Raw genomic sequence first — 12,048 nt, 5'->3', positions numbered from 1 at the left:
GGATATGCCGCGAACCACCAGCCGACAGAAACGTAAGAACAGAGGCGTATTAAGCTTTTTCGAGCAGGCGCATAAAAACCGTTAGCGCTTCATCCAGCTGCTGGCGCTGCTGCGCAGAAAGGACACTCAGCAGCTGGCGCTCATTCTCTACGTGGCTTTCCACCGCTTTATCGATTAACCCACGTCCCTCCGGCGTAAGCGCCACCAGCATACTACGCGCATCTTCCGGGTCAGGCAGGCGAGTTATAAACCCGCGCTTTTCCAGCGCCTTAAGGCGATGGGTCATGGTGCCGGAAGTGATCATCAATGTTGAAAAAAGCTGGGTTGGCGACAGCACGAACGGCTCGCCCGCCCGGCGTAAAGTCGCCAGCATATCAAACTCCCAGCGCACCAGATTGTGGCGAACAAAGGCCGCCTCAATGCGCGGCTCCAGCAGCATCGTGCAGCGTTTCAGCCGGCCAATGGGCCCCATCGGACTGCAATCCAGATCCGGGCGCTCCCGCTTCCACTGTTCAAGAATAAGATCCACGGCGTCGAACTGTGCTGATTTGTCCATTAATGCTCACTTGTCTTGATATCAAGATAATTATCGATACATACTTGGACCACAATTTACCTTGATATAAAGATAAAATCATGACCTTTATTTCGCGCAGTTTGATTATTGATTTACTCCTGACCGCCCTGGCGCCAGCCATCTGGGGCAGCACCTATATTGTGACTTCGCAGTTTCTGCCGCCCGATCGGCCGTTTATCGCCGCGCTGCTGCGGGTGCTGCCTGCGGGGATCGCGCTGCTGATATGGAGCCGCCGCTTTCCGCTGCGTACCGAATGGTGGAAGCTGATCGTCACCGGGATCCTGAATATCGGCGCGTTTCAGGCATTGCTGTTTATTGCCGCCTATCGTTTACCGGGCGGCCTGGCGGCGGTGATTGGCGCTATTCAACCGCTGCTGGTGATGCTGCTGGCCTGGTGCGTCGATCGTCAGCGATCGCCATGGCTGGCGGTACTATCGGCGCTGGCAGGGATCGCGGGGATGGCGATGCTGCTGCTGTCCCCGCAAACCACGCTTGAACCGCTCGGAATTGGCGCGGCGTTTCTTGGAGCAACGAGTATGGCGCTGGGAACCTGGCTGTCGCGGCGCTGGGCGATCTCCCTACCGGTCGTCGCGCTGACCGGTTGGCAGCTGTTGATTGGCGGTATTGTGCTGGCACCTATCGCGTTGCTGGTCGATCCGCCGCTGTATCAGGTAACCCTGACGCAGGTGGCGGGCTACCTGTGGCTGTGCGTTGCCGGGGCAATGCTGGCGTACGGCCTGTGGTTTCGCGGGATCGCCAGACTTTCTCCGGTAGCGGTGTCGGCAATGAGCTTGCTGAGTCCGGTGACCGCGGTGCTGTTAGGCTGGATTTTCCTGGGGCAAAAGATTGAGGGGATCGCGCTGGTAGGACTGGTAATTGTGCTGCTCAGCGTGCTGTCGATTCAGCGCGCGTTATCAAATAAGAGAGCCGTAACGAATCGGTAAAATCCCGGAGGCGATGCTGCGCATCTGTCCGGGCTACCGGCCTGCAGACAGTGGTGACCCTGTAGCCCGGGCAAGGCGCGTCGGGCGTCGCCCCCGGGAGCAGCGCGCAGAGTGGCGGAACTTCCCGGAGGCGATGCTGCGCATCTGTCCGGGCTACCGGCTCGCAGACGGTGGTGAACCTGTAGCCCGGGCAAGGCGCTTTGGGCGCCGCCCCCGGGAGCAGCGCGCAGAGTGGCGGAACTTCCCGGAGGCGATGCTGCGTATCTGTCCGGGCTACCGGTCCGCAGACGGCGGTGAACCTGAGCCCGGGCAGGCGCTTTGCGCCGCCCCCGGGGTCATCGTTCGCCAGATACAAAAAAAGCCCCATTAAGGGGCTCGACATTACTGCATGCTTATTATGCGGCGGGAGCCAGACCAGCCGCCTTCAGGCGACCTGTCCGGCAGCTCCCTCTGCAACCATTCGGTTATTTAGACAGCTCGGCGGTCATATGAACCTGGTTACCGGTATAAGCTTCGGTAATGTGGTAGGACTCGCCCTGGTCTTTAGCAATGGCGGCGATTTTGGCTTCTGCGTTGTCCAGAGTATCTGCGGTTACGCTAACCGGCTGAGCGAAGCTAGCAAAAGAAACCAGAGACAGCATACCGGCAGCGGCGAGTAATTTTACGTTTTTCATGGTGTTTGTCCTTTTAACTTTTATGGTGGAAAGCGTTGTTGCTTTCGATGGATTTATAATAAGTCTGCTAACTATAACGCGCGTGGCAAAAAGTGCGATTTAGATCACATTTTTATGACGGTACGATGATGCTTAAGCCGAATTTTGTTTTTTATTTTCAATAAAAACATATTGATAGATTTTTTTAAGCACAGTTTTCACCAGATAAAAGATTCTGTTCAGAAAGGCGTTTTTTTCCGCCTGGGGTTAGTGATTATTGTTTTTATGAATAAATAGGGCGTTTTTTGTACAGGTTAAGGCGGCAATAGTTCGTTAACCGGCGAAGCATTGAGTCCAGATGAGCAGGTACAGTGGCTCTCACACTAATTACGTGAGGACAACAGCATGATCGCAGTACTCTTTGAGGCCGAAGTGACGCCGGCGAGCCAGGAACGCTACCTGGCACTGGCGGCGGAACTAAAGCCGCTGCTCAGTAAGATTGATGGTTTTATTGCCATTGAGCGTTTTCAAAGTTTGACCACGGCGGGGAAAATTCTGTCGCTCTCCTGGTGGCGGGATGAGGAGGCGGTACTGGCGTGGAAGCGCAACCTTTGCCATCAGGCTGCACAAAAAGAGGGGCGAGAGAGTATCTTCTCCTGTTATCAAATTCGGGTGGCTCAGGTGCTGCGCGAATACGGTTCTGAGAACGGCAATCCGCTATAATGGGGCTAATTTTTACCGCCGGGGAGAATAGGCGAGGCGCTATGTTAAAACCTGTTGAGCTGATCGACGACGATGAGTCGTTGGCCATGGCGATGGCGGTAGTGGCGTCGGCAATGGCCGACGCTTCACGGCTAAAAATGCTTTGCGCTTTGATGGATGGCCGGGCGTGGACGGCCACCGAGCTTTCCACCGTTGCTGATATTTCCCCATCCACCGCCAGCGCGCACCTTAGCCGTCTGGTCAGCAGCGGTTTGTTGATATGCCTGGCCCAGGGGCGACACCGTTACTACCGCCTCGCCGGTAGCGATGTCGCCGGTCTGCTGGAGAATATGATGGCCATGGCCGGCAAGCGCGCGGTGACGCTGTCCACCAGTACGCCGGTCAACCTACGCGTCGCGCGAACCTGCTACGATCATCTGGCCGGGGAAGTGGCGGTATCGTTATATGATTTTCTTCTGCGTGAAGCGTGGATAACGCCAGACGGAACGGCGCTGACGCCCGTTGGTGAAGCGCAGTTTGCGTCTCTGGGGATTGTGGTGAAGAGCGGCTCGCGACGTAAAGCATGCTGCGGCTGTCTGGACTGGAGCGAACGGCGCTTTCATCTCGGTGGCGCGGCCGGTGCGGCTTTGCTGCAGCATGGTCAGCAGAAAGGCTGGTTCACCACTAACGCAGGATTTCGTGAAGTAACGATTACTTCGGCAGGATGGCGCGCTTTGCAGCTGCATTTTCAGCTATCGAAAAATGCGTAGCTGCCGATTTATTATGAGAGTTCTCAACGTGGAGAAATAGCCTTTTATGCCAGTACAGGCTGCTGTTCTGTTAATTCCATATCGCCCTTTCCCCAGCAGTGTAAATAACAATAGTTTTGTTTTTTGCTATCAATCCTCAACAATTAATAGTTGTTAGCTATCTGTTGCATTGATTAACAGCTTGTGAACATATGTATATTTGTCAGCGAAAAATAGCATTCTTTGACGCCGACAGCCTCGACGATTTCTTCTGTAGAGTTCGTTCCTGACGCTTTAAATATTGCGGCTTCCGGTCAGTCGAAGTTTCTATTAACAGTTGCAAAAGTGAGCATCGCAAATCGCTTCTGACTTTTGTGCGAATTAACTGTTTGCTTATTGATACTTAATTCACTCTGACAAGGAAATGGCAATGAAAAAGGTTCTTCTCTCTGCTGCAATGGCAACTGCGTTTTTTGGTATGGCGGCGGCAAATGCTGCTGATACCAATGTAGGCGGCGGTCAGGTTAATTTCTTCGGTAAAGTTACCGACGTATCTTGTACTGTTTCCGTCAACGGTCAGGGTAGCGATGCCAACGTTTATCTGTCACCGGTGACTTTAACTGAAGTTAAAGCCGCGGCTGCGGATACCTATCTGAAACCGAAATCTTTCACCATCGACGTTTCCGACTGCCAGGCCGCTGACGGTACAAAACAGGACGATGTGAGCAAGCTGGGCGTGAACTGGACCGGTGGTAACCTGCTGGCTGGCGCAACCGCTAAACAACAGGGCTACCTGGCGAATACCGAAGCTGCTGGCGCGCAGAATATCCAGCTGGTTCTGTCTACCGACAATGCCACCGCGCTGACCAACAAAATCATTCCGGGCGATAGCACCCAGCCTAAAGCGAACGGCGATGCAACGGCCGTTCAGGATGGCGCGCGCTTTACTTACTACGTCGGCTACGCTACCAGCACCCCGACGACTGTCACTACCGGTGTAGTTAATAGCTACGCGACTTACGAAATTACCTATCAGTAATAAATAAAGCCGCCTCGCGCCGGGGCGGTCTATACCCGTCATATTTTAAATTGCATATGTGCTGGCGACGTTCGCTTATCCCGGTCTCATACTGGAGTAAGCTCCCGGGGATTTACTCTCGCCTGCTTTCTGCCGTTTGGATTATTTAGGGTATACAACAAATAATAAAGCGGCCGGTGCTGCCGCTTGTTTTTTTATTCTGAGGTTAGCATGAAGCGTATTGCCCTTTTTTTCTGTTTCATTTTTAGTTTTGCGGCCCATGCCAATAATATTATTGTTAATGGCACCCGCTTTATTTATCCAGGAAATGAAAAAGAAATAACGGTGCAGCTCTCCAACACCGCCGACCGTCCGGCGCTGGCGCAAGCCTGGCTGGACAATGGCAATGCCGACGCGACGCCGGATACCATTACTACGCCGTTTATTATCACGCCGCCTATTTCCCGCGTCGATGCAAAAAGCGGTCAGACTCTGCGTATTAAGCTTGGCAGCAGCGCGGGGCTCGCTAAAGACAAAGAGACGCTGTGGTGGCTTAACCTTCTGGAAATTCCGCCGGTCGAGGCCAGCCAGAAAAATGAAGGGCAAAATATTCTCCAGCTGGCGATTCGTTCCCGCTTTAAGTTTATTTACCGTCCTGCCGGGTTAGGCAACCGCGACGCTGCGGCAGAGAAATTAGTGCTTTCCGCTAACGGCAGCAGCCTGTCGCTCAGTAACCCGACGCCTTTTTATATCACCGTCAGCCGTATCTCCCGCAACGGAGGCAAAGCGCTAAACAGCAAAACGGTGATGTTGACCCCGCAGTCCAGCCAGACCATCACCCTTTCTTCCACGGTGAGCAAAGGCGAGACCCTGACCGTTAACAACATTAATGATTATGGCGCCGATGTCGCAGTGAAAGTTGCCGTCAAATAAGGGAAACGATCATGAAGCAGAGGTCAATCTGCCCGGGAAGATTAAGCACGGCTATTGCGGTAGCGCTGTGCTGCTTTCCGCCATTTTCCAGCGGACAGGAAAACCCGGGAACGATCTATCAGTTTAACGATGGTTTTATCGTCGGCAGTCGCGAGAAGGTCGACCTGTCGCGTTTTTCTACCAGCGCTATCAGCGAGGGCGTCTATTCTCTCGATGTTTATACCAACGGCGAGTGGAAAGGGCGTTACGACCTGAAAATCACGACCGGTAAAGATGGCAAAATGGGCGTCTGCTATACCAAAGCGATGCTGATGCAATACGGGATTTCGCCGGAAAAGTTCAACCCGCAGCTCAGCGAGAAAGAAGGCTTCTGCGGGCGTCTGCAGGAGTGGCGTAACGAAGAGAACGTAAAAGACACGCTGATTCAATCCTCCCTGAGGCTGGATATCGCGGTACCGCAAATCTACGAAGATCAGCGCCTGAAAAACTTTGTCAGCCCGGAATTCTGGGATAAAGGCGTTGCGGCGCTGAATCTAGGCTGGATGGCTAACGCCTGGAACAGCCATACCTCATCGAACAGCGGTTCCGATAATAGCAGCGCCTATCTTGGCGTTAACGCGGGTCTGTCGTGGGACGGCTGGCTGCTTAAGCATATCGGTAACCTGAACTGGCAGCAGCAGGGGAAAGCGCACTGGAACAGTAACCAGACTTACCTGCAAAGACCTATTCCGCAGATTAACTCAATAGTCAGCGGCGGGCAGATTTTTACTAACGGCGAGTTTTTCGACACGATTGGTTTGCGTGGGATCAATCTGGCGACCGATGACAATATGTTTCCGGACGGTATGCGCTCCTACGCCCCGGAAATTCGCGGCGTTGCGCAAAGCAACGCCCTGGTGACGGTGCGTCAGGGTAGCAATATTATCTATCAGACCACGGTGCCGCCGGGGCCGTTTACCCTGCAGGATGTTTATCCCTCCGGCTACGGTAGCGACCTTGAGGTTTCGGTTAAAGAGGCCGATGGGTCGGTCGAAGTGTTCAGCGTACCTTATGCCTCGGTGGCGCAGCTGCTGCGTCCCGGGATGACCCGCTACGCGCTCTCTGCCGGTAAGGTTGACGACAGTTCGCTGCGTAATAAACCGATGCTCTATCAGGGAACCTGGCAGCGTGGGTTGAATAATCTGTTTACCGGCTATACCGGCGTCACCGGATTTGACGACTATCAGGCGTTTCTGCTGGGCACCGGGATGAACACCGGCATCGGCGCGCTGTCGTTCGACGTCACCCATTCGCGGCTGAAGAGCGATACCCTCGATGAGCATGGCCAAAGCTATCGCGCCACCTTTAACCGCATGTTTACCGAAACCCAGACCAGCATCGTGCTGGCGGCGTATCGCTACTCTACCAAAGGCTACTACAACCTGAACGACGCGCTGTACGCCGTCGATCGGGAAAAGAACTACAGCAGCAGCTATACCGTATGGCGGCAGAAAAACGGTATGACGTTTACCGTGAACCAGAATCTGCCGGACGGCTGGGGCGGTTTTTATCTCAGCGGTCGGGTAGCGGATTACTGGAACCGTTCAGGGACGGAAAAACAGTACCAGTTTAGTTACAACAATATGTACGGTCGGCTCTCGTGGTCGGTTAGTGCCCAGCGAGTCTATACCCCGGATAGCTCCGGTCATCGCCGCGACGATCGCGTGTCGTTCAACTTCAGCTACCCGCTCTGGTTTGGGGAAAACCGCACCGCTAACCTGACGTCCAACACTTCGTTTAATAATTCGCGTTTCGCCAGCTCGCAGATTGGCGTTAATGGTTCGCTGGATAGCGAAAACAACATTAACTACGGCGTGTCGACAACGACCTCCACCGGCGGCCAGCACGATGTTGCGCTGAACGGCAGCTACCGTACCCCGTGGACGACGCTGAACGGCAGCTATAGCCAGGGCGAAGGTTATCGCCAGAGCGGCGTGGGCGCCAGCGGGACGCTGATTGCCCACCGGCACGGCGTTGTATTCTCACCGGAAAGCGGCACCACCATGGCGCTGATCGAAGCGAAAGATGCCGCTGGCGCGATGCTGCCGGGGTCGCCAGGCACCCGCATTGATAGTAACGGCTACGCCATTCTGCCGTATCTGCGGCCATACCGGATTAACTCCGTTGAAATCGACCCGAAAGGCAGCAGCGACGATGTCGCCTTCGGCAGTACCGTGGCGCAGGTCGTACCGTGGGAAGGCAGCGTGGTTAAGGTCTCTTTCGATACCACGGTGCAGAACAACATCACTCTGCAGGCGCGTCAGGCAAACGGTCTGCCGTTACCCTTCGCCGCCACGATTTTTAACCCTTCAGGGAAAGAGATTGGCGTAGTGGGCCAGGGCAGCATGATGTTTATCAGCGACGCCAGCGCGCCGCAGGCCACGGTCAAGTGGAGCGGCGGGCAGTGTTCGGTGGATTTAAGCCAGGATAAATCAAAGGAAACGCAATGTCGCTAATGAAAAAACTGACGCTTTTTATTGGCTTAATGGCGATGGGGACAACCTCGGCATGGGCGTACTGTACGCGACTTTCCCAGCCGACGGTGAGCCTGGACATGGTGGTTGGACGAATAGTGGTACCGCCCGATCTTCCGGTCGGATCGGTGATTGTCTCCCGCGACTGGACAATGTCGGCGCCGGGTGGGGCAAGCTATAGCTGTTCGGCCGGTAATAACCGCTTTGTGGCCAAAATCGTTGCCTCCGGGGCGACGGATCTGGGGAATAAAATTTATTCCACCAACGTGCCCGGGATAGGTCTGCGCTTTAGCCGCGGCGGCGCGACGGTAAATATTATCTATCCTGGCGTGTATTCTAACTACGCGACAAGAACTGCTAACTACTCGCTGGAAGGCTCGCGCTTTACGCTGGAAGTGATTAAAACCGCGAGCGTCACCGGTAGCGGTACCCTTGCGGCGGGCAAGTACACCACGTATGACTGGGAGAACGGCAATAACCCGATTCTTGAGACGCGCCTGAGCGCCAATGCGATAACCGTGGTGTCGCCCTCATGTACCATCCTGAGCGGCAAAAATATGAACGTTGATGTTGGCACCATTAAGCGGAGCGATCTGAAAGGCGTCGGCACCACCGCCGGAGGAAAGGATTTTAATATTGAGCTGCAGTGCAGCGGCGGCTTAAGCGAGTCGGGATACGCCAATATTCAGACCTCTTTCTCCGGTACTCTGGCGACCGGTACCACGGTGGCCCGAGGCGCGTTGCTAAATGAAAAATCCGGTTCCTCATTGGCGAAAGGGGTAGGTATTCAGGTGCTAAAGGATGGTGTACCGCTGGAATTCAACAAGAAATACAGCGCCGGGTCGCTGCGCACACAAGAAACGCGCTATATCACCCTGCCTCTGCACGCGCGCTTCTATCAGTATGCGCCGACCACCAGTACCGGTGAGGTGGAGTCACACATGATCTTTAACCTGACGTACGATTAATTCAGGAGGCGGGTATGCGTGATGCAGCACAGCTTAAAAATATCCCACGACTCATCCAGCTGATTCTGCTAAGCGGAGCGCTGATGGTCTCTTCGACATGGGCTTTTGAGACCAACTACGAGCGAGGGCGAGTGGATTTTGCCGGGCGGGTGACCGATATCTCCTGTAGCGTGGCGCTAAACGGCGGCAACAATGCGGGAAGCGGCAGCGTCTGGCTGGCGCCGGTTAGCCTGGCGGAAGTACACGAACGCGGAGCCGGAGCGTTTATGAAACCGCAGTCCTTTACCCTGGAACTGTCGGAGTGCCAGCTGCGCCACTGCGGCGCAGCAGACCACGACGCGATCGGCCTGGTTAACGTGCGCTGGGTCGACGGATTTATGGTCAATGCCGTCAGCAATGAAAATGCCGGTTATCTGGCGAATACGCGCGCGGACGGCGCCAGGAATATTTTTCTCGCGCTATCAACGAACGACAATAATACGCTGGATAAAAGCAATAAAATTGTTCCGGCCGACCCATTACAAAATCGGGTTCCGCTGGTAGAGAAGGCGGTAGAGGGGGGCGTATTTACTTATTACATTGGCTACGTTACGCCAGCGCCGGAAAAAGCAACCAGCGGTCCGTTGACCAGCTGGGCGACATGGGAATTAGTTTATAATTAAGTGATTGTTTGTATTGTGTGAATGTTAATAGTAATGCCGGAATTCTCCGGCATTTTTTTAAGCTGTGATATCTTCTTTGACCAGTTGGTCAATACTGACTTCCTGCCAGTAGTGCCCCTGAATAGCAAACCATTCCATACCTTGTAACCACTTCTTATGGGCTTCACTTTCTACGCCTTCAATTATGACATTATGATGGTTGCGGGAAAGGAAGGTGACCAGCGCATCCATCAATGGGCGACCGGAATCTTTTTGCATTAAATGCCAGAAGAAGTCCTTATCGATTTTAACATAATCAAAATGATAGCCGCGAATGGCGTTAATACCCGCGTTGCCTGAGCCGAAATCATCGAGCCAGAGCGTGGTGCTTTGCGGATCATTCCAGGTAGCGAGAGCATTATTTAATAATTTATTGGAGTTCTCGGTAACTTCAAAATGGACGCAACCGATGCGCTCAACGAGTTCTTTAATCTCAGGCCTGAGCAACACGTTGAGGATATGGTCATCTACGTTAATAGTTGCCGAGATATGGTTCTTATTAAACCATTGTTTATGCTTCTCTATGAGTGCCAGCTGCTCCATAAAAATGCTTTCACGTAATCCCGTATTGGCATAGCGAAAGAAGTTTTCCGGGGATATAGACAGACGATCGAAACGGCTGAGGCATTCAACGGCGACGAGAGTGCCTTGCGGGGAGAACATTTTTTGAAAGACATAACGAACGGTTATATCGCTACGTGATAAATGATGGTCAGAAAACAGAGTTGCGTTCATTATCTCTCGTCAAAAATCAGGTCAGAGGTAAAGAGAGGATAATAATATTATAGGTGACCTTTCTACCGATGGAAATGATTATTAAAGGCTGAATGCCAATGAAATCCCGGCTTTTGACTGGTCACCCACATATTTTTAGTTTCAGCACTGATGCATATTGACTATTGTGCTTTTCATTATTCGTGAGCTATTCATTTCCAGCTTTTTCATAATATGTACCTTATGACTATGTACCGTTTTGTGGTCAATTTTGAGGAGAGCGGCAATTCTTTTATTGTTGTTGCAGGCAATGACTAACTCCAGGACCTGAAGTTCTCTGGCCGTCAGCTTACGGCGGGTGCATAGCGCCCGGCAGTCAATGGCGCTCTGGGGGCTGCTGAGGATAGCATCGAAAGCTGAAAGAGATGATTTCTCGTTTAAAATCAATAGATTTTCCATGTTAATGAGTTCGCGGAACAGAATGGAAAGCTCGTTTTTTACTATCAGGACCAGCATGGCGCAATTCGCCAGGCGTTTGCGCAAAGTGTTCAGTAATGAGACCGCCGTGGAAGCAGGGATGTCTTTATGGATGATGTTTATAATGACGGTTGTGGTTGCAGGGGCATTCACCCCCTTAACAATGTCCTGAAAGTTCAGGGTAGTGATGTGTTTAGCTTTCGCGATCATATAATCATGGATTGATCGCCCGATGATGTTGTCATCGGTATACAGTAATATGCTTTCCAATGTTTCAGACTCTCTTTTTTCTCTTGGCTTCCATAATCAAGTCGAGCAGCACTTTCTCTATTCTCTTCTTGTTATTAAGCTGGCGAAATTTAAACTGGCAGGAAATCTGGTAGTAGCTATCCGATTTTTCGTTATCATCTAAAGTCACCATGACAACATTTTTTATAACTAAATCGACGGTGATTTCGCCATATTCAGCAAGCGCCAGAATAGCGTTTTTGAGGGTAGCGTTATGGCTGAGAAATTTCAGATTGGGGCTTTTCGTCATCAGAGCGCAACCGCCATCTGAAATGTCTTTGATTTCGAATAGATAGTTTTCTCCATTTTTATGCCGACCGTGGCAGAAAAAGTCGTGCTCGTGGCCAAGACGAAATCGGGGATCGCGACGACGCTGTACCACCTGGATACATTCAGGCAGGGTAAACGCGAGCTTATGGCATTTACCTTCAACGCTGGCATAGCTTTTCTTTAGCACCGAGGAAAACTCGATTTTCCCTGAATCGCTATGCAAAATAAATTTAACTTTATGTCCTGCCGGGATTTTGCTGGTGGTTGAGATATGAAACTCGGCAAAATCCACTCGCGTCAGCTGGGTAATAGTGCTTTTGTTATTAACAAAAACTTCTATCTCCGCCTGCTTTCGCAACTCTTCCCTGAAAATAGCAATGATTTCATACTTACTGGTCTTTATCGTTCCCTCTGTCATGTGAAATCCTTGTAAATTGTTATTGTGTGTGGTTGATTTTTTATATAGCAATACAAACATTCTGATTGTGTAAACCAGATGTTTTTATGAGCGTTTGATGTTGTTAGCTATCTTTGTAGCTAA

The 12,048-nt window shown here is 52.2% G+C and carries 13 protein-coding genes; 8 read left to right on the top strand and 5 right to left on the bottom strand.

The window, feature by feature from the left end; translation table 11 throughout:
• Window positions 1-49 precede the first annotated feature (49 nt).
• Window positions 50-556, bottom strand: coding sequence for a MarR family winged helix-turn-helix transcriptional regulator (locus GJ746_RS20740; protein ID WP_154681879.1), 507 nt, complete (start codon window positions 554-556; stop codon window positions 50-52).
• A gap of 80 nt (window positions 557-636) precedes the next feature.
• Between GJ746_RS20740 and GJ746_RS20735 the strand changes: the two genes are divergently transcribed.
• Window positions 637-1,521, top strand: a complete 885-nt coding sequence (locus GJ746_RS20735; RefSeq protein WP_154681878.1) for an EamA family transporter — start codon at window positions 637-639, stop codon at window positions 1,519-1,521.
• Between the two features lie 464 nt (window positions 1,522-1,985).
• Here the strand turns inward: GJ746_RS20735 and GJ746_RS20730 are convergent, their stop codons facing one another.
• Window positions 1,986-2,195, bottom strand: coding sequence for a YdgH/BhsA/McbA-like domain containing protein (locus tag GJ746_RS20730; protein WP_004105360.1), 210 nt, complete (start codon window positions 2,193-2,195; stop codon window positions 1,986-1,988).
• A 384-nt stretch (window positions 2,196-2,579) separates the two neighbouring features.
• Here GJ746_RS20730 and GJ746_RS20725 point away from each other — a divergent pair, with 384 nt between their 5' ends.
• From GJ746_RS20725 to GJ746_RS20695, 7 genes are all read left to right on the top strand, one after another.
• Window positions 2,580-2,897: an antibiotic biosynthesis monooxygenase family protein gene (locus tag GJ746_RS20725; protein ID WP_154681877.1), complete on the top strand. Its 318-nt coding sequence runs from the start codon at window positions 2,580-2,582 to the stop codon at window positions 2,895-2,897.
• 41 nt (window positions 2,898-2,938) lie between these two features.
• A complete protein-coding gene (locus GJ746_RS20720) occupies window positions 2,939-3,646 on the top strand; it encodes an ArsR/SmtB family transcription factor (RefSeq protein WP_154681876.1) in 708 nt (235 codons plus the stop codon).
• A gap of 409 nt (window positions 3,647-4,055) precedes the next feature.
• On the top strand, window positions 4,056-4,664 hold the full coding sequence (gene mrkA / locus GJ746_RS20715; RefSeq protein ID WP_154681875.1) for a type 3 fimbria major subunit MrkA: 609 nt from the start codon (window positions 4,056-4,058) through the stop codon (window positions 4,662-4,664).
• A 210-nt stretch (window positions 4,665-4,874) separates the two neighbouring features.
• Complete coding sequence (locus GJ746_RS20710) at window positions 4,875-5,576, top strand: molecular chaperone (RefSeq protein WP_154681874.1); 702 nt, start codon at window positions 4,875-4,877, stop codon at window positions 5,574-5,576.
• Between the two features lie 11 nt (window positions 5,577-5,587).
• On the top strand, window positions 5,588-8,071 hold the full coding sequence (locus GJ746_RS20705) for a fimbria/pilus outer membrane usher protein (RefSeq protein WP_154681873.1): 2,484 nt from the start codon (window positions 5,588-5,590) through the stop codon (window positions 8,069-8,071).
• Window positions 8,062-9,057 carry a fimbrial protein gene (locus GJ746_RS20700; RefSeq protein ID WP_154681872.1) on the top strand — a complete coding sequence of 332 codons (996 nt, stop codon included), beginning with the start codon at window positions 8,062-8,064 and terminating at the stop codon, window positions 9,055-9,057. Before GJ746_RS20705 ends, GJ746_RS20700 begins: the two co-directional genes overlap by 10 nt.
• A 14-nt stretch (window positions 9,058-9,071) precedes the next feature.
• A complete protein-coding gene (locus GJ746_RS20695; RefSeq protein WP_154681871.1) occupies window positions 9,072-9,719 on the top strand; it encodes a fimbrial protein in 648 nt (215 codons plus the stop codon).
• Window positions 9,720-9,776: 57 nt separating this feature from the next.
• Here GJ746_RS20695 and GJ746_RS20690 read toward each other — a convergent pair whose 3' ends face one another.
• The 3 genes from GJ746_RS20690 to GJ746_RS20680 form a co-directional block, all read right to left on the bottom strand.
• Window positions 9,777-10,493 (bottom strand): EAL domain-containing protein, encoded by a 717-nt coding sequence (locus tag GJ746_RS20690; RefSeq protein ID WP_154681870.1) that lies wholly within the window; start codon window positions 10,491-10,493, stop codon window positions 9,777-9,779.
• A 141-nt stretch (window positions 10,494-10,634) separates the two neighbouring features.
• Window positions 10,635-11,219 (bottom strand): helix-turn-helix transcriptional regulator, encoded by a 585-nt coding sequence (locus GJ746_RS20685; RefSeq protein ID WP_154681869.1) that lies wholly within the window; start codon window positions 11,217-11,219, stop codon window positions 10,635-10,637.
• 4 nt (window positions 11,220-11,223) lie between these two features.
• The gene (locus GJ746_RS20680; RefSeq protein ID WP_154681868.1) at window positions 11,224-11,925 is read right to left on the bottom strand and encodes a flagellar brake protein; all 702 of its coding nucleotides are present in this window, start codon (window positions 11,923-11,925) and stop codon (window positions 11,224-11,226) included.
• Between the last annotated feature and the right edge of the window lie 123 nt (window positions 11,926-12,048).

The sequence above is a fragment of the Klebsiella oxytoca genome, assembly GCF_009707385.1.
GTDB lineage: Bacteria > Pseudomonadota > Gammaproteobacteria > Enterobacterales > Enterobacteriaceae > Klebsiella > Klebsiella oxytoca_C.
The sequence above is the reverse complement of the archived record's forward strand: the minus strand, read 5'-3'. Positions and strand labels throughout refer to the sequence as shown.